Origin of the sequence: Variovorax sp. Root318D1, from assembly GCF_001424835.1 — a bacterium.
Classification (GTDB): Bacteria; Pseudomonadota; Gammaproteobacteria; order Burkholderiales; family Burkholderiaceae_C; genus Variovorax.
The window spans coordinates 184,267-206,477 of the sequence record NZ_LMCQ01000002.1; the positions used below are offsets into that span (position 1 = coordinate 184,267).

Genomic DNA, 22,211 nt, shown 5'->3' on the forward strand with positions numbered 1-22,211 from the left:
CCCTCGATAATCGACAGATGTCTTCCCCCAAAGTGATCTTCGGCTTCCATGCCGTGGGCGTGCGCATCAAGACCGCGCCCAAATCGGTGCTCGAAGTGATGTTCGACACCAGCCGGCGCGATGCGCGCATGAAACAGTTCATCGCACGCGCGCAGGAAGCCGGCGTGCGGCTGGTCGAGGCCGACGGCCTCCGGCTCGCCAAGCTCAGCGGCAGCCATGGCCACCAGGGCGTGGTGGCCCGGGTCGAACCCATCGCGCAGGTCCGCTCGCTTGACGAATTGCTCGAAGGCCTCGAGGAGGCCGGCACCGTGCCCCTGTTGCTGGTGCTCGACGGCGTGACCGATCCGCACAACCTCGGCGCCTGCCTGCGCGTGGCCGACGGTGCCGGGGCGCATGCGGTCATCGCCCCCAAGGACCATGCAGCCGGCATCAACGCGACGGTCGCCAAGGTGGCGAGCGGCGCCGCGGAAACCGTGCCGTACTTCATGGTGACCAACCTGGCGCGCACGCTGAACGAACTCAAGGAACGCAGCATCTGGTGCGTCGGCACGAGCGACGATGCGCCCGGCACCCTCTACCAGAGCGACTTCAAGCGGCCGCTGGCGCTTGTGCTCGGCGCCGAAGGCGAGGGCATGCGGCAGCTCACCCGCAAGACCTGCGACGAGCTGGTGAGCATTCCGATGGCGGGTGCAGTCGAGAGCCTGAACGTTTCCGTGGCCAGCGGGATATGCCTCTATGAGGCGATGCGGCAGCGCGGCGCCTGAAGACGCGCTGCTAGCCCCTGGGCAAGGGGCTGGCCTTGCGGTGGAAGTACACGAGTTCCGCCATGCGCCGCATCTGCGGCGTACCCAGCAGGCGGTTGAACATCCAATCGCTCTGGAAATGATCGAAAGCCCAGCGCAACGCGCGCTTGAGCCGGAAGCGCGGATAGCTGCGCGCGAACCAGCTCGCCGGGTCTTCCACCTCGCCACGGACGAACTGTGCAATGGCCTCGCCGGCGCGCTCGCCGTGCTGGAGCGCCGTATGAATGCCGCCGGCCGTGACCGGCGACACCATGCCGGCCGCATCGCCCACCAGCAGCGCGCGTTCGCGTGCGACCACGGGCAGCACGCCGCCGCACGGAATCATTCCCGCGCGAATCGCCACGGGCGGCGCATCGCCGGGCGAGACGACCGAGGCAATCTTTTGCAGTAGCGGGTCGATCCGAAGCCCCGACGCCGCCTGCGTACCCATTCGGCGTGCGAGGCCAATCTGGCTCACGCCGACGCCGTCGAGCGCCCATCCGATGTAGCCCGGCGCCAGTTGGCGGTCGACGAAGCAATGCAGAAAGCCGGGCGCCATGCGCGCGCCCCGGTATTCATGCTCGATGCCGTAGAGAAAGCGCGTGTTGCGCGACAGCCCAAGGGCCTTGGCAACGCGCGAATGCGGGCCGTCTGCTCCCACGATGTAGCGGGCTGAAATGCAGGTGCCTCGGCAAGGGCCGTGGGCCAGCGGGATCTCCCAGCGGTCATTCATCCACAGCGCCTGTTCGAACAGCGCACCAAGCTGCACGTCAACCCCACTGGCACGGGCGGAATCGACCATCCAGTCGAGCAGGGCGGGCGCGTCGGTGGCCCAGAACCAATATCCCGGCGCGTGCAGGTCCACATGGCGCATGTCGGGCGCATAGAGCCGCACGCCGTCGATGCGGCGCACCAGGGCGGGCGGCACTTCCGCGAGCCAGGGCACAGTGTCGACCGCATCCTTGACGATGATCCCGGTGGTGTGGAGCTTGGCGCCGGCGCTGGACTTTTTCTCCAGCACCATCACGCGGAGCCCGGCCAATGCAGCGGCGCGGGCGCAGGCCAGCCCTGCGAAGCTCGCTCCGACCACGAGCAGGTCGACCACGGTATTCGAGCTGCGCTCCCCGACCGCCGGAGGGGCAGGGCAGGCGGCGAAAAAGGGAGGGGTGTCGAGGCGAGAAAAGGAACTTGAAGCGGACATGGGCGAGCTGACTTTGGCGTTGTGCACCGCGACTTGCGGTGCGCACGCGAAAGTTAGCTACGCCATGTGCGCGTGGCGTGAAGCCTGTGTGAACTCGAAGCGCGACGGCTTCAGGACGGGTCTTTGCTGCGCGTGCGCGCCACCGCGCTGAAGATGCCAATGCCCAGGATGATGAGCGCGCCGATGCCGATGTAGAGCGTGGGCACGCCGGCCACCGAAGCGCCCCAGGCGACGCCAGCCAGGAAAATCAAAAAACCGATCATGTAGAGCGCAAAGGACATGCTTGTTCCCCCGGAAGCTTTGGATGCCTTGCAGTATCCCGGGCGATGCCGTGGCCAGCAGAGGCCGTCGTCCCCAGTCGCTGTGGGAACTTACCTACTGCTGCTCGTGCGCCTTCATGCCGGGGAAGCGACCAGCAGGTAGCGGCAGCCGGTGCGGCCGAGCGCTTTGAAGACCAGCGGCCGATCGACGCCGAAATCCAGGCAATCACCAGTCGCCAGTTCGAATCGCTCGTCGCCGTAGTCCACCCGCAGCAGCGCGCCTTCGAGCATCCACAGGCATTGCCGATACGGCTTGCCGCTCCACCGCGGATAGCCGAGCTGCGCCGAGCGCGGCAGTTCGATCTCGACCATCTCGACACCGCTGGCGGCGTCGCGCTCCGCGACCTGGCGCCGCAGGTAACCGGCCTCGGGATCGCGCCACACTTCTCCTATATTGGACGATCTATTCAGAACGTAATCCGTCGCTTGTCGAAAGGAACACCCATGCGCCTGATCCCCTGCACCGAAGAAGCCCACGCGGGCGCCATCCTCGCCATCCTTAACGAAGCCATCGTCAATTCGACGGCACTTTACGACTACAAGCCGCGCACGCCAGAGAGCATGGCCGCGTGGTTCGCCACCAAGTGCGCCAACGGGTTTCCAGTGATCGGCGCGGAAGACGACAACGGCAAGCTGCTGGGTTTTGCAAGCTACGGCGCCTTCCGCGCCTTTCCCGCCTACAAGTACACGGTGGAGCATTCGGTGTACGTCGAGGCCGGCCACCGCGGCGCGGGCCTGGGCCGCACGCTCATGGAGGCGATCATTGCCGAGGCGGTTGCGCGCGACGTGCATGTCATGGTCGGCGCAATCGACGCCGCGAACGCGGGCAGCATCGGCCTGCACGAGCGGCTGGGCTTCGAACATGCCGGCACAGTGCGGCAGGCCGGATTCAAGTTCGGACGCTGGCTCGACGTGGCTTTCTACCAGCGCATTCTCTCGACGCCGCTGAATCCGGTCGACGGTTAGGCGACGGGCTCAGGCCGGGTCTTCGGCGCTGGCCCGATCCAGCATCTGGATGGTGCCCGCATCGAGCTTCAGCTGGGTGGCCACCACCAGCTCCTCCAACTGCGCGATGGAGCTGGCGCTGGCGATTGGCGCCGTGATCGAGGGCCGCGCGATCTGCCATGCAATGGCCACCTGGCCCGGCTTGGCGTTGTACTGCTGCGCGACCTTGTCGAGCGCTTCGAGGATGCGAAGGCCGCGCGGGTTCAGATACTTCTTGGTGGTGTTGGCGCCGCGCGCGCTCTTGGAAGCATCGGCGTCGGTGCGGTACTTGCCGGTCAGGAAGCCTGCGGCCAGTGCATAGAAATTGATGACGCCCACTTCGCGCTTCACGCACAGCGGCTCCAGCGCATCTTCGAACACTGCGCGGTCGTAGAGGTTGTAGAGCGGCTGCAGGCTTTCGTAGCGCGCAATGCCGAGCCGTTCTGAGATGTCGAGAGCCTCGGCCAGTCGCGGTGCGCTGTAGTTCGAGGCGCCGATCGCGCGCACCTTGCCGGCTTTGATGAGATCGTCGAAGGCGCCCAGCGAGTCTTCGAGCGGCGTGGCGGCATCGTCGTCGTGCGACTGGTACAGGTCGATGAAATCCGTCTGCAAGCGCTTGAGCGAAGCTTCCACCGCTTCGCGGATGTAGGCCGGCGAGAGGCCCGACTTGCCTTCGCCCATCGGCTTGCCGACCTTGGTGGCCAGCACCACGCGGTTGCGCTTGCCGCTTTGCTTGAGCCACTTGCCGATGATGGTCTCGGACTCGCCGCCTGTGTGGCCCGGCACCCAGCTCGAATAGACGTCGGCGGTGTCGACGAAGTTGAATCCGGCATCGAGCCAGGCGTCGAGCAGGCGGAACGAGGTGGCTTCGTCCACCGTCCAGCCGAACACGTTGCCGCCGAAGGCGAGGGGCGAAACCAGGAGGCCGGAGCGGCCGAGGGTGCGGAGTTGCGACATGAAGTTGTTTCCCTAAAGAGAGCGAGGATCAGACGAAGCCCACGGCGCCGAGCAGCGCACCCGCGCCCAGCAGCCAGAGCAGGTGGACGCGCGTGCGCCAGACGATAAGCGCGGCCACCGCGCTCAGCAGCCACAGATGCCATGCGGGCGCATCGCCGGCATGGTTACCCGCCGCCAGCACCCAGCCGGTGGCGATGAGCAGGCCGACCACCACCGGCGCCATGCCCTGCTTGAAGGCGCGCACGCCGCGCCGGTCGCGGTTGCGATGCCCCCAGCGCGTGGCAAGGTAGGTGAGGGTGGTGCTCGGCAGCATGATGCCGAGCATGGTGACCAGGAGCCCGAAGAAGCCGAGCAGCCAGGCGCCCGGCCCGGCGCCAATGCCGCCGCCGGCGTTGAGCCCGACGTTCCAGCCCATCAGCGCGACGAAGAGCACGTTCGGTCCCGGCGCAGCCTGGGCGATGGCGACCGACGAACTGAACTGCGCGTCGGTGAGCCAGCCATGCTGCGCGACCAGGTAGCGGTGCATGTCTGGAACGGTGGTGATGGCGCCGCTGATCGACAGCAGCGAGAGCAGCATGTATTGGCCGAAGAGCGCGAGCCAGTCATGCCATTGCATGGCGATGGCAATGTGGCTCATGGGCTAATCCTCCGCCAGGTCCATGCGCAAGCCACGCCGCCCACTGCCAGCAGCACCCAGCCCAGCGGCATCTTGAAGATGGCGATGGCGCCGAACACCAGCGCGACGAACGCCAGGCAGGTGGCAAAGCCCAACGGGTGCTTGCGCAGTTGTGGAATCAGCTTGATGCCGGTGGCGGCGATCAGCCCGCCCGATACCGCGCCCATACCGCGCAGCGCCGCCGCCACCTGCGGGTTGGCGGCGTAGTGGGCGTAGAGCACGGCCAGCACCAAAATGACCACCAGCGGTATCGCGAGCATGCCGGCCACCGCGGCAATTGCGCCGCGCAGGCCGAAGTAGCGGTCTCCGATCATCAAGGCCAGGTTGATCACGTTCGGGCCCGGCATGACCTGGGCCACTGCCCAGTCCTCGAGAAACTGCTCAGGCGTGAGCCAGCGCTTTTTCTCGACCATCTCGCGCTGGACGATGGCCAGCACGCCACCGAATCCTTGCAGCGCAAGCCAGGTGAATGAAATAAAAAGGTCGCGTGGCGACGTCGGTTGCGGCGGGGTGGTCGGCGCTGCCGCGCCTGGAGGGGACGGATGCATGTGCGAGCGATTATCGTAGCCATGCCTGCAATGTGCCGGGCATCGGGCTGACATGCCCCTGCATCACTCGACGGGAGACTCCATGGTCATGCAACTTCGCGCGCTGTTCGATCTCTGCAAGGAGGCGGTCGCGTCGTGGTCGAACGACTACGCGCCCAGCATGGGCGCGGCGCTGGCCTACTACACGGTGTTCTCGATTGCACCGCTGCTGCTGATCGTGATTGCCGTGGCGGGGCTGGTGTTCGGCCAGGAGGCCGCGCGCGGCGAGATCTTCCTGCAGCTTTCCGACCTCATGGGCGCGCAGGGCGCCGCCGCGGTGCAGGGCATGCTGCAAGCGGTCAACAAGCCGGCCGAAGGCATCGTGGCCACCTTGGCCGGCGTCGGCCTGCTGGTGATCGGCGCGACCACGGTCTTCGGCGAGCTGCAGGATGCGCTGGACCGGATCTGGCGCGCGCCGGCACGCGCCAGGAACAAGGGCCTGTTCACGCTGCTGCGCGTGCGGCTGCTGTCGTTCACCATGATCATGGGCATCGGCTTCCTGCTCATGGTGTCGCTGGTGGCAAGCGCAGCGCTGGCGGCGCTCGGCAAGTGGTGGTCGCCGGTGTTCGGCGCCTGGGCCACCCTCGCGCAGGCGGTGAACTTCGTCTTCAGTTTTGCCATGGTGACGGCGATCTTCGCGATGATCTACAAGATCATGCCGCGCGCCAAGGTGCAGTGGCGCGACGTGTGGGTGGGCGCCGCGGTCACGGCGCTGCTCTTCACGGTCGGCAAGCACCTCATCGGCCTCTACATCGGCAAGAGCAGCGTGGCCTCGGGCTACGGCGCCGCGGGCTCGTTGGTGGTGGTGCTGGTGTGGGTGTACTACTCGGCGCAGATCTTTCTCCTGGGCGCCGAGTTCACCTGGGTCTATGCCAAGACCTATGGCTCGCTCAAGCATGCCAAGGACAGCGGCGAAGCGGCCAACCCATCGCCGACGCGCGAGGCGCCGCTGCCCCGAAAGGACTAGCCCGCGAAGCCGCCTTCGTCCAGGAAGCGCTGCTCCTCCGCCGTGGTGGCGCGGCCGAGCAGCGCGTTGCGGTGCGGAAACCGGCCGAAGCGCGCAACGATGTCCCGGTGCAAGACCGCAAAGCGCTGGGTGTTGGCATCGAGCGCGGCGTTCAGCTCGACCGAGCGCTCCTGGTCCGCCAGCAATTCGGAGTGCATGAAGGGCAGGTAGAAGAAGCGCCGGAGCGCTTCGTCGATCTGGAAGTCGAGGCCCGCCTCGATGGCTTCCCGGGCGACGGCCCGCGCCTTGAGATCGGTCGCGAATGCGCGCGCGTGGCCGCGAAAGGTGTTGCGCGGAAACTGATCAAGCAGCACCAGCAGGGCCAGCGCGCCTTCGGGCTCCTTGGCCCAATGGTCGAGTTCGCCTCGGGCGGCCGCTTCGTGCGCGGCGAGAAAGCGCGCGCGGAACTCGGCATCGAAAGCATCGTTCTTGGCAAACCAGCGTTCGGGTCCGGCGTTGCGCCAGAAGCTGACGATGTCGCGGGCAGCGGGGAGGTGGGAAGAGGTCATCGCCGCATTTTCTTTCACCCCGCAAAGTCGCGGTGGTGGCCGACAACGCCTTGCGCCCAGGCTGCCTATGCTGTAGCGGTCCTCATAACTCAGGAGATACAGCTCATGAACCGATATGGCACCTTTTTGCGCGCAACCCTCATCGCCGGCGTGGCCACTGCCGCGCTCGCCGGTTGCGGAATGATGTCGAGGTCGAACACCGCGAGCTTCAGCGGCGCCATGAATGCCGCGAGCGAAGTGCCCCCCAACATGACGCGCGGCAGCGGCATGGCGGAGGCCTGGCTCAACAAGGACACCAATGTCCTGAAGTACAAGATTACCTACACCGGCCTCAGCGGCCCGGCCACGGCAGGTCACTTCCACGGCCCTGCGGCAGCGGGAGCGAATGCCGGCGTAGTGCTGCCCTTTGCCAGAACAGAGAGCCCGATCGAAGGCCAAGCCACTCTCACGCCGGCGCAGGCGGCCGACCTGATGTCGGGCAAGTGGTACGCCAACATCCACACTGCCGCCAATCCTGCGGGGGAAATCCGGGGACAGATGCTGCCCAAGATGTAAGGCGGCTGGTCAGCTTGCGGCTGGGGCGCTGGTGTCAAATGACACCCTATGACGACGAAGCCCCAGAAGACCCGGACCGACCGCAAGAACAACCCCAACAATTTCGAGGCGCGCCGCGACGACATGCGCGCCGCGCGCAAGGCCCTGGTGCTGCAGGGAGGAGGCGCGCTTGGCGCCTACCAGGCCGGCGTGTATGCCGCGCTCAGCGAAACCGACTTGCAGCCGCACTGGATTGCCGGTGTATCGATTGGCGCGATCAACGCGGCGCTGATCGCGGGCAATGCGCCCGAGCAGCGGGTCGACCGGCTGCGCGAGTTCTGGCACCTGGTGTCCTCCGGACCGGCGCAGCGCCTGCCGGCCTGGCTGGGTGATCGCGCGACGCAAAACCAGTGGAGCGCCACGATGGCGTCGCTGGTGGGTATCCCGGGCTTCTTCGAACCCCGCTACTCGCCCGCATTGCTGTTGGGCGGCGCGGCGCCCCTTCTCAGCTACTACGACACCACGCCGCTCAAGCTCACGCTCGAGCGCCTGATCGACTTCGACCGCATCAACGCGTGCGAGGCGCGATTCAGTGTGGGCGCGGTCGATGTGCGCACCGGCAACTCGGTGTACTTCGACAACACGCGCCAGCGCATCGGGCCGGAGCACATCATGGCCAGCGGCGCGCTGCCGCCAGGCTTCGCACCCGTCCACATCGACGGCGACGACTACTGGGATGGCGGCATCGTCTCGAACACGCCGCTGCAATACGTGCTCGACATCCATCCGCGCTCCGAGCCTCTGGTGGTGCTGCAGGTCGATCTTTTCAACGCACGCGGCGAGATGCCGAGCACGCTGTCGGGCGTGATGGAGCGGCAGAAGGACATCACCTACTCGAGCCGCACCCGCATGAACACGGATGTGCTAGCCGCCAACCTGAATCTTCAGCAGGCGATTGCGGACCTGATCTCCAAGCTGCCCGTGCACCTGCGCAACGACCCTTCGGTGCTCGCGGTGCAGGCCGAGCTCACGCACCATCCGATCGACATCTTTCACCTGATCTACCGCGACAAGCCCTACGAGATCGAAACGAAGGACTACGAGTTCTCGCGCGCCGCCGTCGAAGAGCACTGGGAAGCCGGCGCGCGCGACATGCGCAAGACACTGGCGCACCCCGAAGCCTTGCGCAGCGATGCCACGGTGAACGGCGTGACCACCTTCGACCTCGGCGAGCCCGGTTTGGGGCGTGTCAAGCGTCCCGGGCTGTCGCCCTGAACGCAAGGCGCGGCCCGCCCGGTTCTTGCATTCCCGTTTCCTTTCTTCACTTTCCAATCCCGAGGACATTCACCATGCAACTCAAGGACAAGGTCGCGTACATCACCGGTTCGGCCAGCGGCATCGGCAAGGAAATTGCCATTCTGTTTGCGCGTGAGGGGGCCAAGGTCGTCATCGCCGACCTCAACAAGCAGGCCGCCGACGCCACCGCGGCCGAACTGCAAGCCACGGGCGCGCAGGCAATCGGCGTGGCGGTCGACGTGACCAGCGAAGAGCAGGTCGATGCCTCGGTCGAAGAGGCCGCCAAGGCCTTCGGCGGCATCGACATCCTGATCAGCAATGCCGGCGTGCAGATCGTCCATCCGGTCGAGGAGTTCAGCTTTGCCGATTGGAAGAAGATGCTCGCCATTCACCTCGACGGCGCCTTCCTCACCACCAAGGCGTGCCTCAAGCACATGTACGCCCAGGGCCGCGGCGGCAGTGTGATCTACATGGGCTCGGTTCATTCCAAAGAGGCGTCGCTGCTGAAGGCGCCTTACGTCACCGCCAAACACGGCCTCATCGGCCTGGCCAAGACGGTCGCCAAGGAAGGCGCGAAGCACGGCGTGCGCGCCAACGTGATCTGTCCCGGTTTCGTGCGCACGCCACTGGTCGAGAAGCAGATTCCGGAGCAGGCCAGGACGCTCGGCATTACCGAGGAACAAGTCATCAAGAACGTGATGCTCAAGGAAACGGTCGACGGCGAGTTCACCACCACCGACGACGTGGCCCGGGTGGCGCTGCTGTTCGCGGCTTTTCCGACCAATGCACTGACCGGCCAGTCGTTGGTCGTGAGCCACGGCTGGTTCATGCAGTAGCAGTAACGGAAAGCGCACCCGCTTCGGACGGGACACGATGGTTCACCCTAATGTCTCTGGTGAGCGAACTGTGAGAAAAACCTTTCTTGCAGTTCAATCGTCATACCAATGACATTTGCAAGGAGACAAAGACCATGCGTGTTCCTTCAGCCCGCTTCTTTTCGCGACGCTCTTTCGTGGCCCATGCCGCAGCTGTGGCTGCGGGGCTCGCCATGTTCGCGGCGGCGGCGCCCGCGGCTGCCCAGGCTTATCCGAGCCGGCCCGTCACGCTGATCGTTCCGTGGGGTGCAGGCGGCGGCACCGATGCCACGGCCCGCATCATCGCGAGCCTGCTCGAAAAGGAGCTCGGCCAGCCATTCACGGTCGTCAACCGCACGGGCGGCAACGGCGTGGTCGGCCACGCGGCCATTGCCGCCGCGCCGCCCGATGGCTACACCATCGGCATGGCGACAGTCGAGATCGGCATGATGCATTGGCAGGGGCTGACTCAGCTCACGAGCACGTCGTACACCCCTATCGGCCTTGCCAACATCGACCCGGCCGGCATCCAGGTGCGCGCCGATGCACCCTACAAGACCGTGGCCGAACTGCTCGCGGCCATCAAGGCCAGCCCCGGCAAGCTGAAGGCCTCGGGTACGGGCCAGGGCGGCATCTGGCACCTGGCCATTGCGGGCCTCTTGCGCGACCAGAAGATCGATCCCGCGGCCGTGCCGTGGGTGCCGAGCAACGGCGCAGCGCCGGGGCTGCAGGACGTGGTGGCCGGCGGTGTCGACATCGCGCCGGTTTCGCTGCCCGAGGCGCGCTCGCTCATCGATGCCGGCAAGGTCAAGAGCCTTGCCATCATGAGCGACAAGCCTTCGGCGCTGTACCCCAACGTGCCCACGCTCAAGGCCGCCATCGGCAGCGACTGGTCGATGGCGGCCTGGCGGGGCATTGTTGCGCCCAAGGGTCTTCCGGCCGACGTGCGCGACAAGCTCGCGGGCGCCCTCAAGAAGGTGGTGGCAAGCAAGGAGTACACCGACTTCATGGCTTCGCGCGGCTTTGGCGTGATCTATGCGGGCCCCGACGACTTCGCCGCCTACATGGCCAAGTCCGATGCCGAGCTCGGCGCAACCATGAAGGCCGTGGGTATCGTCAAGTGAGCGCCGCGCGGCGTGCGTGCGAGCCCGGCGAGGGGGCTGCGCAATGAAGTTCAACGACGCGGTCTTCGGGCTGATTCTGCTGGTGCTCGGCGCGCTGGTGCTGGCCGTTGTGCGCAGCTATCCAGGCATACCAGGCCAGCAGGTCGGGCCGGCGCTTTTTCCGGGGCTGATTGCAGTGGGGCTGTGCGTCTGCGGCGCCATGCTGCTGGTCAAGGGCTGGCGAGAGCGGCATGCCGCAGCATGGGTGCGGCTTGGCGACTGGGCCGCTTCGCCGCGTCACGTGCTGTCGGCCGCGCTGGTGATCGGCGCGGTGCTGTTCTACATCTTTGCCTCGGAGCGGCTCGGCTTCTTGCCGACCGCGGCGATTTCGCTGCTGGCGCTGATGCTTGCCATGCGCGTGCCGGCGGGCCGCGCGGTGCTGGTTGCGCTCATTGCCTCGCTGCTCATCCATGCTGCGTTCTACAAGCTGCTGCGCGTTCCTCTTCCCTGGGGTGTGCTGACGCCCGTTGCCTGGTAACCGGGGCCCATATTCATGTCGGCAGCACTCTTGCAGGCTTTCTCGATGGTCTTCGAGCCGTACACCATCCTCGTGATGGTGCTGGCCTCACTCTATGGCCTGTTCGTTGGCGCGGTACCGGGGTTGTCGGCGACCATGGCAGTTGCGCTGCTGGTGCCGGTCACTTTTTTCATGCCGCCCATTCCGGCCATCGCGGCCATGGTGACGGCCACTGCAATGGCCATCTTCTCGGGCGACATTCCCGGCTGCCTGCTGCGCATTCCGGGCACACCCGCATCGGCCGCCTATACCGACGAAGCCTTTGCAATGACGCGCAAAGGCATGGCCGAAACCGCACTCGGCGCGGGGCTGGTGTTCTCCGCCGTGGGCGGGCTTTTCGGCACGGTGGTGCTCATCGTGGCGGCGCCTGCGCTGGCCGACTTTGCGCTCAATTTCAGTTCCTTCGAGTACTTCTGGCTCGTGCTGCTGGGGCTGACCTGCGCGGTGTTCATTACTTCGGACCGGCCGCTCAAGGGCATGGTCACACTGCTGCTCGGCCTGCTGGTGGCTTGCGTGGGGCTTGGCAACCCGGCGGGCTTTCCGCGCTTCACTTTCGGCAATGCCGAGATGACGGGCGGCATCGGCATGATCCCGATGATGATCGGCATGTTTGCCATCTCGGAGGTGATCCGCTTCGCCGTCGATACGCTGCCGCCGGGCGAGATCGTGGTCGAGAAAGTGGGCCGCGTGCTCTCGGGCCAATGGGCGTTGGCGAAGAAGTACCCGGTGCAGATATTGCGCGGCAGCGTGCTGGGCACGGCGGTTGGCGCGCTGCCGGGCGCGGGCGCCGACATTGCGGCTTGGATGTCGTATGCCATGAGCAAGAAATTCTCGAAGGAACCCGAGAAGTTTGGCACTGGCCATGTCGAAGGCATTGTGGAGTCGGGTTCGGCCAATAACAGCGCGCTGGCCGGCGCGTGGATTCCGGCGCTGGTGTTCGGCATTCCCGGCGACTCGATCACGGCCATCGTGATTGGCGTGCTCTACATGAAGAACCTGAATCCGGGGCCGACCCTGTTCACCACGAACCCGCAGAACATCTACGCGGTGTTCATGCTGTTCATCATTGCCAACATCATCATGATTCCGCTCGGCATCCTGTGCATCAAGGTGTCCAAGCGCATCCTGCGGGTGCCGCGCAACGTGCTGATGCCGCTCATCCTGCTGTTCTGCATCGTCGGCGCATTTGCCATCAACAATTCACTGTTCGACGTGGGCGTGATGCTCGCGGCCGGTATCGTGGCCTATCTGCTCGAGGAGAACGGTTTCCCCATCGCGCCCGCCATCCTTGGCGTGGTGCTCGGCGGCATGCTCGAGGAGAACTTCATCACCTCGATGATCAAGTCCGACGGCAACCTGGCGGGCTTCGTGTCGCGGCCCATTGCCGCATCGCTGGCCGTGGTGGTGCTGCTGGTGTGGCTCGCGCCCTTGCTCCGAAAGCTGTGGGTAAGAAGCCGGCGCGCCGCGTCTACTGCAGCTTGAGGGACCAGGTCTCGCCCACGAGTTGCTGGCCGAAGCCTTCGTAGGGCTCGGACTTGTCCAGCTTGAAGCCGCGCTTGGCATAGATGGCGCGGGCGGCATCGAGGCAGCTGTTGGTCCAGAGCACCATCTTCCGGTAGCCCTTGGCGCGTGCGAAGGCAATGCATTCATCGGTGAGGCGGCCGCCCAGCCCCAGGCCGCGTGCCGAGGGCGCAAGCAGCAGCAGCCGCAGTTGAGCCGTGGTGGCCGATTTGCGCACCACGAAGATCGCGCCCACCCGTTCGCCGTCGAGCTCCGCAATCCAGCACTTCTCCCACGCCGGCTGGAACTTGCGGACGAACTGGGCCACGATTTCGGCCACCAGGGCCTCGAACTCGCTGTTCCAGCCGTATTCGCGCGCATACAGCTCGCCGTGCTGCTGCACCACCCAGCCCATGTCGCCGGGCACGGGATCGCGCAGCAACACGGTGCGGGTGCGTGCCGCAGGGGCGGCGGCCGGATCGAGCAGGCGCTCGATGCGCGCCATGGCATCGACCACCTGCTGGCGGGCGTGCGGCGGCAAGGGGGAGAGCAGGGCAGCCGCCTCGTCGCGCGACTTTTGTTGCAGCGGCGCAAATGTGGCATGGCCCGCTTCGGTAAGGCGCAGCACGCTTTGCCGCGCGTCGCGGGCATGGGGCTGCCGCGTGAGCCAGCCCTCGGCTTCGAAGCGGCGCAGGATGCGGCTCAAGTAGCCGGCGTCGAGCCGCAAGTCGCGCCCGATCTCGCTCGCCACGGGCGTTTGCCGGTGGGCCAGCTCGTACAGCACGCGGACATCGGTCAGCGACATGTTGCTGCCAAGGTACGGGTCGAGCACGCCGATTCGGCTTGTATAGAAGCGGTTGAACTGCCTGATAGCCTTGACGGCGGCGGCATCGGGAGTGGCCAGGTTGCTCGGCATGATTGCCATTGTCATGTTGATGATTGACTTTGGCAATTAATTAAAGGCCTTGCTCCGGTCGCGCCAACGACGCTGGACGCGACAGAAGTGATGGAAAACCCTAAAATCGTGGGTTGCCCACTGCTGCGCCGAGCCCGCCAAGCCGCGCTGCCATATCCCACTGATGAACGCCCCCGTCGACGTCTCCTTTTTTGCGCGTGCCGCCAAGCCGCTGACCAGCTACCGCAAGTACTGGGCGGCCCGTTTCGGCACGGCCAAATTCTTGCCGACCACACGCAAGGAAATGGACGCGCTCGGCTGGGACAGCTGCGACATCATCGTGGTGACGGGCGACGCCTACGTCGACCACCCGAGCTTCGGCATGGCCGTGATCGGCCGCATGCTCGAGGCGCAGGGCTTCCGCGTGGGCATCATCGCCCAGCCGGACTGGCAGAGCGCCGAGCCCTTCAAGGCGCTGGGCAAGCCGAACCTGTTCTTCGGCGTGACCGCCGGCAACATGGATTCGATGATCAACCGCTACACGGCGGACCGGAAGATCCGCAGCGACGACGCCTACACGCCCGGCGACGTCGGCGGCTCGCGGCCCGACCGCGCGGCCATCGTGTATTCGCAGCGCTGCAAGGAAGCCTGGAACGACGTGCCGATCATTCTCGGCGGCATCGAAGGGTCGCTGCGCCGCATTGCCCACTACGACTACTGGCAGGACAAGGTCCGCCGCTCGATCGTGGTCGATTCGAAGTGCGACCTGCTGCTGTACGGCAACGCCGAGCGCGCCATCGTCGAAATCGCGCACCGACTGGCGGCCCGCGAAGCGGTGCACGAAATCACCGATGTGCGCGGCACCGCGTTCGTGCGCCGCGAAACACCCGAAGACTGGTTCGAGATCAACTCGACCAGCGTGGACGAGCCCGGCCGCGTCGAGGCGCACGTCAACCCCTACCTGATGGTGTCGGAGCAGGCCAAGGCCAATGGCGCCACCTGCGCGAAGGAAGACGAAGCCCAGGCCGTGGCGCAAGCCGCCGAAGCCGGCGCCGCGGTGAACCCGGTGAATCCGGCGATCAAGCCGCTGACTTTCATGCCGAACCCCGCGCTCGCGCAGCGCACCAGAATCAAGGTGCCGCCGCGCGACCGCAGCGTGATCCGCCTGCCTTCGTACGAGCAGGTGCGCGCCGATCCGGTGCTCTATGCCCACGCCAACCGCGTGCTGCACCTCGAGACCAACCCCGGCAACGCCCGCGCGCTGGTGCAGGCGCACGGCGAGGGCACCACGGCGCGCGACGTGTGGATCAATCCGCCGCCCATTCCGCTCACCACGGCCGAGATGGACCACGTGTTCGACCTGGCCTATGCGCGCAGCCCGCATCCGCGCTACGCCGACGAAAACGGCAGCCACGACGGCGCCACCAAGATCCCCGCGTGGGAAATGATCCGCTTCAGCGTGAACATCATGCGCGGCTGCTTCGGCGGCTGCACCTTCTGCTCGATTACCGAGCACGAGGGCCGCATCATCCAGAGCCGCTCGGAAGAATCGATCATCAAGGAAGTCGAGGCCATTCGCGACAGCGTGAGCGGCTTCACCGGCACCATTTCGGACCTGGGCGGGCCCACGGCCAACATGTACCGGCTCGGTTGCAAGAGCCCCGAGATCGAGTCGGCGTGCCGCAAGCCCAGCTGCGTGTACCCCGGCATCTGCCCGAACCTTGGCACCAACCACGATCCGCTCATCAAGATCTACCGCCGGGCGCGTGCGCTCAAGGGCATCAAGAAGATCCTGATCGGCTCGGGCCTGCGCTACGACCTGGCCGTGCAGTCGCCCGAGTACGTGAAGGAGCTGGTGCAGCACCACGTCGGCGGTTATCTGAAGATCGCGCCCGAGCACACCGAGCAGGGCCCGCTCACCAAGATGATGAAGCCCGGCATCGGCAGCTACGACAAGTTCAAGCAGATGTTCGAGAAGTTCTCGGCCGAGGCGGGCAAGAAGCAGTACCTCATTCCGTACTTCATCGCCGCGCATCCGGGCACCAGCGACGAGGACATGATGAACCTCGCGATCTGGCTCAAGAAGAACGGTTTCCGCGCCGACCAGGTGCAAACCTTCTACCCGAGCCCGATGGCCACGGCCACGACGATGTACCACACCAACAAGAACCCGCTGCGCAAGATCACGCGCGAAAGCGAGACGGTGGACATCGTGCGCGGCGACAAGCGCCGCCGCCTGCACAAGGCCTTCCTGCGCTACCACGACGCCAACAACTGGCCTCTGCTGCGCGAGGCCTTGAAGAGCATGGGCCGCGCCGACCTGATCGGCAACGGCAAGCACCACCTGATCCCGACGTGGCAGCCGCTAACCGACGGCGGCTACACGAGCGCGCGGCGCAAGAACTCGACCAGCGCGCCGGCTGTCGCGACGAAGGCATCGGCGCCGGTCAGGCTGGCACCGGTGAAGCCGTCCAAGGGCCGCATCCTCACGCAGCACACCGGCCTGCCGCCGCGGGACAATGGCAGCAAGCCGATCGGCAAGCCCTCGCGCAAGGTGCGCTGAGCGGGGGGCCTAACGCCAGAGCGCTGGCGAAGCACCCGCCAGCCAGAAAACCCAAGCCAGCACTGCGGCGCAGTGAACGGCGACTGTGACGCGATATACAGTCAGGAAACTCCGCTTGCTCGACTTGTGGCGCAACACCCTTTGCGCGGCCCAGGCTCCTGGCCAGCCGCCTGTCAGCGCGAACAGGTGCAGGGTGTTCTCCTTCGTTCGCCAGCGGCCCGTCTGGGCCGCGTTCTTGTCGAGCGCATAGGCGCAGAAGGTCAGCAAGCTCAACGCTGGAACGACACCGAGCGCCACGGGTGACAAGCGGCCGGACCAGACGGCTGCGCCAAGCAACACACCGTAGGCCAAGATGAAAAGCACGCCCCACAAAGCAGGTGATTCGGACGCACTCGCGCGACGCGGAGTTGCGCGAGATGCAGGACGGCGGCTGCTGTTGATCGGCGCAGGGCTCGGTGGCGGCCGCGAGGCACCGGCCGACGTCGCCTGCACGGCCACGGCGCGTGGTCCCTTGCCCCCGACGTGGATCTCTTCGAAGCTCAGGTCCATGCCGACCTGCGGTTTCAGCTGCCGGTCGCTGAAGTCGCGCAGGTGCACGAACACATCCGCCGACCCGTCCGGGCTGCGGATGAACCCGAAGCCGCGCTCGGCTTCCCAGCGTACGAGTCGGCCTTGGCGCTTCATGATCGGTGGCGAGCAGGGGTGGGGCACATGCGTCCGATTCTCCCTTGCCGCTGACGTGCCTGGCTTCTGTGCGGCGCACTGATACCACTCGTTGTATGGTGTGGCCCTATGAGCAGTCCCATTTTTCTGCCGGCATCTTGGTTGCGCACCTTGGCAGGGGCTGTTCTGTTTGCGGCTTCGGCTCATGCCCTGGCGCTGCCATCCGAGCCTGCAGGCAATTCCGCTTCTGCTTCCGCCGCCGCCGATGCCTTGCGCGCCGCGCATCAGCGCATGAGCGGCAAGCTCGCGCGCAGCAGTTTCGGGCGGCCTATCCAGCTCGATTCGCAAGAGACCCCGACTGGGCTGCAGGGCGACATCCATGCGGTGGTGGACCATCCGCTGCCTGCGATCAGTGCCGCACTCAAGCAATCGTCTCATTGGTGCGAATTGCTCGCGCTGCACGTCAACAATCGCCGCTGCCGCACGGGCACGACGCCGCAAGGCCAAGACATGCTGACGCTGTTCGTCGTGCGGCGCTACGACAAGCCGGTGGAGCAGGCCTTTGAGTTGCCTTTCGTTTATCGCGTGGCCAGTGCAACGCCGGAGTACCTGTCGGTCGAGATGAACGCGGCCAGCGGCCCGCTGGGCACCAGCAACTACCGCGTCACGCTCGAAGCGGTGGCGCTCGACGATCGAAGGAGCTTCCTTCATTTCAGCTACAGCTACGACCACAACATGATGGTTCGCATGGCCACGCAGGCCTACCTCGCCACCTTCGGCCGCGACAAGGTGGGCTTCACCGTGGAGGGCAAAGGCGCGGACGGCCAGCCCGAATACATCCGCGGCCTGCGTGGGCTGGTCGAGCGCAATGCCATGCGCTACTTTCTCACTCTGGATGCCTATCTCTCGTCCGGGGCCGGCGCATCCGCCGAGCGGCGGGAGCGTGCCTGGTTCGCAGCCGCCCAGCAGTATCCGCGGCAGCTGCACGAGATCGACCTGGACACCTATCTGGCGATCAAGCGAGAGGACCGGCAGCGCGACGGCACCGGCCGCTGAATTCACGGGCTTGTCACATGCCGCGGCGCTAATCGCCGGGCCTGTACCTGTTGTGCAGGTGCACGACAAGGACAAGCAATGAAAAGAGGATCGAGGATGGGGTGGCTGGCACTGGTGGGTGCCGCCGCTCTGGTCACTGCCTGCGGTGGCGGCAGCGGCGGTGGAGGGGGATGGGCGTTTCCCGTTGCAGGAAATGGCAATGGCAGCGGCGGTGGCACGAACCCACCGCCAGTGGCCCAGTCCAAGACCGGCATCTTCCTCGACGCGGCCGTCGAGGGGCTTGACTACACGGCAGGCAGCAGCGCCAAGGCCAGCACCAATGCGAACGGCGAATTCACCTGCAACGAAGGCGAGACAGTGGCTTTCAGTGCCGGCGCGCTCGTTCTGGGCAGCGCTGCCTGCGGTACGGCGATCACGCCGTTGAACCTGGCCGGCGGCGCCGACGTGAAGGCCGATCCGGTCGTCAACCGCCTGCTCGCGCTGCAGAGCTTCGACGAGGACCGCGATCCCTCGAACGGCATTCGCCTGACCTCAGCGCTGAAGGCTGCGCTCACGGCCGGGGCGCTCGATTTCAGCGCCGCGGCCGACAGCTTCAACACCGCGCTCAATGCGGTGCTCGCGAGGCTGCCCGCTCCCTACAATGCCCGCATGGTCGATTCGAGCCGCCGCATGCTGGCGCGGGAACATTTCGAGAATACGCTGGCTTCGCGCCTCGCCGCACCGGCGGTCGAAGCCTCGACGCAGACCAACGCCCTTGGCACCATCGGCATCGACGTCACCCGCTACCAACTGCAGGCCGATGCCAGCTTCAACGTGCCCTACGAAGGCGACAACGAGAAGACCAGGGCCGACTTCCTCACCGGCTTCCTGCCGGCCTACGGCTCGGGCCTGGCGTTCAAGGGCAAGGCCGACGACGGCACGCTCGAGTTCTATGCGATCACCGACCGCGGCCCGAACGGCGACGGCCCGACCGCGCCTGTGCCCAACGGCGGCGGCGCCACCAACATCAGCAAGGTGTTTCCGGCCCCGTCGTTCGCGCCAAGCTTCGGCATCGTGCGCATCGGCAAGACCGGTGCGGTGCTCGCATCGAGCCTGCCGCTCAAGCTCGATGCCGGCAAGAAGATCACGGGCCTGCCGCCGCAGTCCGGCGTGGGCTCGACGGGCGAAACGCCCTTGACCGATCGCTACGTGTTCGATGCCGCCAGGGCGAACTACGACGCCAACGGCCTCGACCCCGAGACGCTGGTGCTCGACAAGGCGCGCAACGTGCTCTGGACCAGCGACGAATACGGCCCCTTCATCGCACGCATCAACATCGCAACCGGCGTGATCGAGAAGAAATACGCCCCCGGCAGCGGCGCCGCCGACCTGCCGTTGGTGCTCGCGCAGCGCCGCGCCAACCGCGGTATGGAGGGGCTGACGCTCGACGCGGCGGACGGCAAGCTGCATGGCTTCCTGCAGAGCCCGATCGACCCGAAGGACGGTGCGGGCAAGTCGATCCAGGCCACGCCGCCGGGCGGCAGCAAAACCGACGTGCGCCACATCGCAAAGTTCACGCGCTGGCTCGCATTCGACCCGGCCACCGAGACATCGAAGCTCTACGCCTACCCGATCGACGGCAGCCAGTACGACAAGAACCGCACCGGCAATGCCAAGCTCGGCGACGTGGTGAGCCTGGGCAACGGCCGCTTCATCGTGATCGAGCAGGGTGCGCGCAAGAGCGACGGCAAGGTGTTCAACAAGCTGATGCTGGTCGAGCTGCCGGCCGATGCAACCGACATCGCGGCCTTCGACCACAACCTGGAGGTCAGCAGCATCACGCAGGCGCCTTCGGGAGCTGCTGATTACTCCGCGGTGGTGACCATGCGCAAGACCGAGCTGCTCGATCTCAACGCACTGGGCTGGCTGGCCGAGAAGGCCGAGGGCCTGGCCGTGGTGGACGACCAGACGCTGGCGCTGGTGAACGACAACGACTTCGGCCTGAGCACGATCCTGCTCGACGCCGACGGCAAGACCGTGGCCGGCAGCATCGAGGACTGCACGGTGGATGCGGCCGGCGCGATCATCGCCAAGTGCCCGACCGGCGTGACGGGCGCGCGCATCACGCGTGGCAGCGACCTGGAGCGGCCGACGCGCATCTGGCTCATCAAGCTCGATCGCAAGCTGAGCGAACTGCGCCTTTGATCAGTCGGCCAGCGTGAGCAGCGGCACGTCGCGCTCGCGGCCCATGGCCTCGAGTTCGGCGCGCGTGCGGGCCGCCAGCCAGGCGGCCAGGGCCTCGTGCGTGGCCGCCGCCATCATGTCGGGCGGCGCCACGCCCGCCGCTTCGCAGAGGCGGGCTGCGAAATGCGGCTCCAGTGCCGCCACCGCCACGCGGCCATCGGCACAGGGATAGACGCGGTAGCCAGCGTGCGCCCCGCCGACCGCACCTTCGGGCCGGGTGAGGCCCCAGGTGCGAGGCAGAGCCAGCCAGTCTGCCGAGGCATTCAGCGCCACTTCGAGGTAGATGCCTTTTGCGCCTGCGGCCGAACGTGCGTGCAGGGTCGCTTGCAGCACCGCTTCCGCTGCGAGCAGGGCGCCGCCCATGTCTGCGTACAGCGTCGGAGGCAGCTCGGTGCCGGTGACGAGTCCGCTTTCGGCGACATAGGTCAGGTCGTGCCCCGGCTCTTCGGCGCGCGCACCGGGGGCACCGACGATCGCGACTTGGCACAGCGAGGGATGACGCGACTGGAGCGAGGTCCAGTCCAGCTTCAGCTTGCCGAGGGCGGAGGGCCGGAAGGAAGTCAAAAGCACGTCGGTCCGGGCGAGTTCGGCGTGCAGTTGCGCCTGTCCGGCGTCGGTCTTCAGGTCGGCCGTCTGAACGGCAATGCCTTCGTGCATGGCGGCATACGCGGCCTTGTTGTAGAGGGCCATCGGGTCGCCGGCGGGCGGCTCGAGCTTCACGCAGGTGGCGCCCATTCCGTGGCAGCGCAACAGGGCGGCGGGGCCGGGAAGGTTGAGCGCCAGGCTCAGGACGCGGACGCCCGCGAGCGGCTGAAAAGAGGAGGCGGCGGGACTTGGCATGGGCATAGTTCCAGAGTACAGGGCTACAGCCATTTTCACTTGACGGGGGAGCCAGATTTCGCAAGCCATGTCACCCGCTGCGGCGTAGCATGTGCCATGGCAGACCCGCCTCTTGCCGCTGTTGCAATGACCAAGGAGACCACCATGTTTGAAGCTTCCCTCATGAGCGGCCAGCGCATTCTCGTGACAGGCGGCGGCACCGGCCTGGGTCGCGCAATGGCCGAGCGCTTTCTGGGCCTGGGGGCCGACGTCGCAATCTGCGGACGCCGCCAATCGGTCTGCGATGAAACCGCCGCCGAGTGGCGGCAGCAGTTTCCGGGGCGCCGCATCGATACCTTCGGCGTCGACATCCGCAATGCGCAGAACGTCGACGAAATGGTGGAAAGTCTGTTTCAGGATGGCGGACTCACCGGGCTCGTCAACAACGCGGCGGGCAACTTCGTGGCGCCGACCGAGAGCCTGTCGCCGCGTGCCTTCGATGCCATTGCGAACATCGTCTTTCACGGCAGCTTCTACGTCACGCAGGCGGTGGGCAAGCGCTGGGTGGCCGAAGCCAAGGCCGGCAAATGGAAGGAGGGCGACGCGCTGCGCAGCGTGATGAGCATCATCGTGACCTGGGTCGACAACGGCAGCCCCTACGTGGTGCCTTCGGCCATGAGCAAGGCCGGTATCGAGGTCATGACCAAGTCGCTTGCGGTGGAGTGGGCGCGCCACGGCATTCGGCTGAACGCCGTGGGGCCGGGCGAGATTCCGACCGAAGGCATGAGCAAGCGCCTGAATCCCGGCGAAGAGCCCGGCGCGCGCAGCAAGAAGACCAACCCGATGGCGCGCACCGGCCGCATGAGCGAGCTGCAGAACCTGGCGGCCTTTCTCATGGCGCCGGGGCAGTGCGACTGGCTCACCGGCCAGAGCATCATGATGGATGGCGGCAATGCGCTGGCCACGGGCGGCAATTTTTACGAGCTGCGCCAATGGAGCGACGACGACTGGCAGGCCGCACGCGAGCGCATCGAGGCGCAGAACCAGAAGGACAAGGCGCAGCGCTGACGAGCACAGCGGGCCAGAGGGTATCGTTGCGCTTCGAC

Annotated in this window: 22 protein-coding genes and 1 pseudogene; 13 read left to right on the plus strand and 10 right to left on the minus strand. The window is 66.2% G+C overall.

The window, feature by feature from the left end:
- The first annotated feature begins 17 nt into the window (after positions 1–17).
- Positions 18–764: a 23S rRNA (guanosine(2251)-2'-O)-methyltransferase RlmB gene (gene rlmB, locus ASC78_RS03435; protein WP_055796399.1), complete on the plus strand. Its 747-nt coding sequence runs from the start codon at positions 18–20 to the stop codon at positions 762–764.
- A gap of 10 nt (positions 765–774) precedes the next feature.
- Here rlmB and ASC78_RS03440 read toward each other — a convergent pair whose 3' ends face one another.
- The 3 genes and pseudogenes from ASC78_RS03440 to ASC78_RS03450 all read right to left on the minus strand — a co-directional run.
- Entirely contained in the window at positions 775–1,887 is a 1,113-nt protein-coding gene (locus ASC78_RS03440; RefSeq protein WP_235504975.1) for an NAD(P)/FAD-dependent oxidoreductase, read from the minus strand.
- Positions 1,888–2,093: 206 nt separating this feature from the next.
- A complete protein-coding gene (locus tag ASC78_RS27685) occupies positions 2,094–2,264 on the minus strand; it encodes a hypothetical protein (RefSeq protein ID WP_021006995.1) in 171 nt (56 codons plus the stop codon).
- A gap of 114 nt (positions 2,265–2,378) precedes the next feature.
- Positions 2,379–2,690 (minus strand): annotated as a pseudogene (locus ASC78_RS03450) (cupin domain-containing protein); the annotation flags it as partial.
- Between the two features lie 57 nt (positions 2,691–2,747).
- Here ASC78_RS03450 and ASC78_RS03455 point away from each other — a divergent pair.
- Positions 2,748–3,269 (plus strand): GNAT family N-acetyltransferase, encoded by a 522-nt coding sequence (locus ASC78_RS03455; protein ID WP_055796402.1) that lies wholly within the window; start codon positions 2,748–2,750, stop codon positions 3,267–3,269.
- Between the two features lie 9 nt (positions 3,270–3,278).
- Here the strand turns inward: ASC78_RS03455 and ASC78_RS03460 are convergent, their stop codons facing one another.
- Genes ASC78_RS03460 through ASC78_RS03470 form a run of 3 tightly spaced genes read right to left on the minus strand, consistent with a single transcriptional unit; the run spans position 3,279 to position 5,468 of the window.
- Positions 3,279–4,244, minus strand: coding sequence for an aldo/keto reductase (locus tag ASC78_RS03460; RefSeq protein WP_055796405.1), 966 nt, complete (start codon positions 4,242–4,244; stop codon positions 3,279–3,281).
- A 28-nt stretch (positions 4,245–4,272) separates the two neighbouring features.
- Positions 4,273–4,881 (minus strand): chromate transporter, encoded by a 609-nt coding sequence (locus ASC78_RS03465; protein WP_200934253.1) that lies wholly within the window; start codon positions 4,879–4,881, stop codon positions 4,273–4,275.
- Complete coding sequence (locus ASC78_RS03470; protein ID WP_055796408.1) at positions 4,878–5,468, minus strand: chromate transporter; 591 nt, start codon at positions 5,466–5,468, stop codon at positions 4,878–4,880. The genes ASC78_RS03465 and ASC78_RS03470 overlap by 4 nt, the downstream gene beginning before the upstream one ends.
- A gap of 82 nt (positions 5,469–5,550) precedes the next feature.
- Between ASC78_RS03470 and ASC78_RS03475 the strand changes: the two genes are divergently transcribed.
- A complete protein-coding gene (locus tag ASC78_RS03475; RefSeq protein WP_200934254.1) occupies positions 5,551–6,474 on the plus strand; it encodes a YihY/virulence factor BrkB family protein in 924 nt (307 codons plus the stop codon).
- Here ASC78_RS03475 and ASC78_RS03480 read toward each other — a convergent pair.
- Positions 6,471–7,022, minus strand: a complete 552-nt coding sequence (locus ASC78_RS03480; RefSeq protein ID WP_055796411.1) for a DUF924 family protein — start codon at positions 7,020–7,022, stop codon at positions 6,471–6,473. The genes ASC78_RS03475 and ASC78_RS03480 overlap by 4 nt on opposite strands.
- A gap of 105 nt (positions 7,023–7,127) precedes the next feature.
- Here ASC78_RS03480 and ASC78_RS03485 point away from each other — a divergent pair, with 105 nt between their 5' ends.
- The 6 genes from ASC78_RS03485 to ASC78_RS03510 all read left to right on the plus strand — a co-directional run bounded on the left by ASC78_RS03485 (position 7,128) and on the right by ASC78_RS03510 (position 12,868).
- Positions 7,128–7,577 (plus strand): CHRD domain-containing protein, encoded by a 450-nt coding sequence (locus tag ASC78_RS03485; protein WP_055796413.1) that lies wholly within the window; start codon positions 7,128–7,130, stop codon positions 7,575–7,577.
- 123 nt (positions 7,578–7,700) lie between these two features.
- Positions 7,701–8,831, plus strand: a complete 1,131-nt coding sequence (locus tag ASC78_RS03490) for a patatin-like phospholipase family protein (protein ID WP_443082704.1) — start codon at positions 7,701–7,703, stop codon at positions 8,829–8,831.
- Positions 8,832–8,905: 74 nt separating this feature from the next.
- The gene (locus tag ASC78_RS03495) at positions 8,906–9,688 is read left to right on the plus strand and encodes a 3-hydroxybutyrate dehydrogenase (RefSeq protein WP_055796418.1); all 783 of its coding nucleotides are present in this window, start codon (positions 8,906–8,908) and stop codon (positions 9,686–9,688) included.
- A 134-nt stretch (positions 9,689–9,822) separates the two neighbouring features.
- A complete protein-coding gene (locus tag ASC78_RS03500; protein ID WP_055796421.1) occupies positions 9,823–10,830 on the plus strand; it encodes a tripartite tricarboxylate transporter substrate binding protein in 1,008 nt (335 codons plus the stop codon).
- A gap of 43 nt (positions 10,831–10,873) precedes the next feature.
- Positions 10,874–11,347 (plus strand): tripartite tricarboxylate transporter TctB family protein, encoded by a 474-nt coding sequence (locus ASC78_RS03505; RefSeq protein WP_055796425.1) that lies wholly within the window; start codon positions 10,874–10,876, stop codon positions 11,345–11,347.
- A 15-nt stretch (positions 11,348–11,362) separates the two neighbouring features.
- Positions 11,363–12,868, plus strand: coding sequence for a tripartite tricarboxylate transporter permease (locus tag ASC78_RS03510; protein ID WP_055796427.1), 1,506 nt, complete (start codon positions 11,363–11,365; stop codon positions 12,866–12,868).
- Here the strand turns inward: ASC78_RS03510 and ASC78_RS03515 are convergent.
- Positions 12,855–13,817, minus strand: coding sequence for a bifunctional helix-turn-helix transcriptional regulator/GNAT family N-acetyltransferase (locus tag ASC78_RS03515; protein ID WP_055796430.1), 963 nt, complete (start codon positions 13,815–13,817; stop codon positions 12,855–12,857). The two genes, ASC78_RS03510 and ASC78_RS03515, sit on opposite strands and share 14 nt — an antisense overlap.
- A gap of 148 nt (positions 13,818–13,965) precedes the next feature.
- Here ASC78_RS03515 and ASC78_RS03520 point away from each other — a divergent pair, with 148 nt between their 5' ends.
- Positions 13,966–16,344: a YgiQ family radical SAM protein gene (locus ASC78_RS03520; protein WP_055796433.1), complete on the plus strand. Its 2,379-nt coding sequence runs from the start codon at positions 13,966–13,968 to the stop codon at positions 16,342–16,344.
- A 9-nt stretch (positions 16,345–16,353) separates the two neighbouring features.
- Here the strand turns inward: ASC78_RS03520 and ASC78_RS03525 are convergent, their stop codons facing one another.
- Complete coding sequence (locus ASC78_RS03525) at positions 16,354–17,028, minus strand: DUF1294 domain-containing protein (protein WP_055796435.1); 675 nt, start codon at positions 17,026–17,028, stop codon at positions 16,354–16,356.
- A gap of 270 nt (positions 17,029–17,298) precedes the next feature.
- On the opposite strand from ASC78_RS03525, the gene ASC78_RS03530 reads away from it, so the two are divergent.
- Both ASC78_RS03530 and ASC78_RS03535 read left to right on the plus strand, forming a co-directional pair.
- Positions 17,299–18,063 (plus strand): hypothetical protein, encoded by a 765-nt coding sequence (locus ASC78_RS03530; RefSeq protein WP_235504976.1) that lies wholly within the window; start codon positions 17,299–17,301, stop codon positions 18,061–18,063.
- Positions 18,064–18,141: 78 nt separating this feature from the next.
- The gene (locus tag ASC78_RS03535; RefSeq protein WP_235504977.1) at positions 18,142–20,247 is read left to right on the plus strand and encodes an esterase-like activity of phytase family protein; all 2,106 of its coding nucleotides are present in this window, start codon (positions 18,142–18,144) and stop codon (positions 20,245–20,247) included.
- Here the strand turns inward: ASC78_RS03535 and ASC78_RS03540 are convergent, their stop codons facing one another.
- Complete coding sequence (locus tag ASC78_RS03540) at positions 20,248–21,126, minus strand: CoA transferase (RefSeq protein WP_055796512.1); 879 nt, start codon at positions 21,124–21,126, stop codon at positions 20,248–20,250.
- A 144-nt stretch (positions 21,127–21,270) separates the two neighbouring features.
- Here ASC78_RS03540 and ASC78_RS03545 point away from each other — a divergent pair, with 144 nt between their 5' ends.
- Positions 21,271–22,173, plus strand: coding sequence for an SDR family oxidoreductase (locus tag ASC78_RS03545; RefSeq protein ID WP_055796514.1), 903 nt, complete (start codon positions 21,271–21,273; stop codon positions 22,171–22,173).
- The last annotated feature ends 38 nt before the right edge of the window (positions 22,174–22,211 follow it).

Bases quoted from the DNA above. Each gene is read 5' to 3' on its own strand.
- ASC78_RS03470 (WP_055796408.1), bottom strand. From the start codon at position 5,468: ATGCATCCGTCCCCTCCAGGCGCGGCAGCGCCGACCACCCCGCCGCAA.
- ASC78_RS03490 (WP_443082704.1), top strand. From the start codon at position 7,701: ATGCGCGCCGCGCGCAAGGCCCTGGTGCTGCAGGGAGGAGGCGCGCTT.
- ASC78_RS03495 (WP_055796418.1), top strand. From the start codon at position 8,906: ATGCAACTCAAGGACAAGGTCGCGTACATCACCGGTTCGGCCAGCGGC.
- ASC78_RS03545 (WP_055796514.1), top strand. From the start codon at position 21,271: ATGTTTGAAGCTTCCCTCATGAGCGGCCAGCGCATTCTCGTGACAGGC.
- ASC78_RS03465 (WP_200934253.1), bottom strand. From the start codon at position 4,881: ATGAGCCACATTGCCATCGCCATGCAATGGCATGACTGGCTCGCGCTC.
- ASC78_RS03510 (WP_055796427.1), top strand. From the start codon at position 11,363: ATGTCGGCAGCACTCTTGCAGGCTTTCTCGATGGTCTTCGAGCCGTAC.
- ASC78_RS03540 (WP_055796512.1), bottom strand. From the start codon at position 21,126: ATGCCAAGTCCCGCCGCCTCCTCTTTTCAGCCGCTCGCGGGCGTCCGC.
- ASC78_RS03535 (WP_235504977.1), top strand. From the start codon at position 18,142: ATGAAAAGAGGATCGAGGATGGGGTGGCTGGCACTGGTGGGTGCCGCC.
- ASC78_RS03500 (WP_055796421.1), top strand. From the start codon at position 9,823: ATGCGTGTTCCTTCAGCCCGCTTCTTTTCGCGACGCTCTTTCGTGGCC.
- ASC78_RS03520 (WP_055796433.1), top strand. From the start codon at position 13,966: ATGAACGCCCCCGTCGACGTCTCCTTTTTTGCGCGTGCCGCCAAGCCG.
- ASC78_RS03480 (WP_055796411.1), bottom strand. From the start codon at position 7,022: ATGACCTCTTCCCACCTCCCCGCTGCCCGCGACATCGTCAGCTTCTGG.
- ASC78_RS03455 (WP_055796402.1), top strand. From the start codon at position 2,748: ATGCGCCTGATCCCCTGCACCGAAGAAGCCCACGCGGGCGCCATCCTC.
- ASC78_RS03485 (WP_055796413.1), top strand. From the start codon at position 7,128: ATGAACCGATATGGCACCTTTTTGCGCGCAACCCTCATCGCCGGCGTG.
- ASC78_RS27685 (WP_021006995.1), bottom strand. From the start codon at position 2,264: ATGTCCTTTGCGCTCTACATGATCGGTTTTTTGATTTTCCTGGCTGGC.
- ASC78_RS03460 (WP_055796405.1), bottom strand. From the start codon at position 4,244: ATGTCGCAACTCCGCACCCTCGGCCGCTCCGGCCTCCTGGTTTCGCCC.
- ASC78_RS03525 (WP_055796435.1), bottom strand. From the start codon at position 17,028: ATGAAGCGCCAAGGCCGACTCGTACGCTGGGAAGCCGAGCGCGGCTTC.
- ASC78_RS03505 (WP_055796425.1), top strand. From the start codon at position 10,874: ATGAAGTTCAACGACGCGGTCTTCGGGCTGATTCTGCTGGTGCTCGGC.
- ASC78_RS03515 (WP_055796430.1), bottom strand. From the start codon at position 13,817: ATGACAATGGCAATCATGCCGAGCAACCTGGCCACTCCCGATGCCGCC.
- ASC78_RS03475 (WP_200934254.1), top strand. From the start codon at position 5,551: ATGGTCATGCAACTTCGCGCGCTGTTCGATCTCTGCAAGGAGGCGGTC.
- rlmB (WP_055796399.1), top strand. From the start codon at position 18: ATGTCTTCCCCCAAAGTGATCTTCGGCTTCCATGCCGTGGGCGTGCGC.
- ASC78_RS03530 (WP_235504976.1), top strand. From the start codon at position 17,299: ATGAGCGGCAAGCTCGCGCGCAGCAGTTTCGGGCGGCCTATCCAGCTC.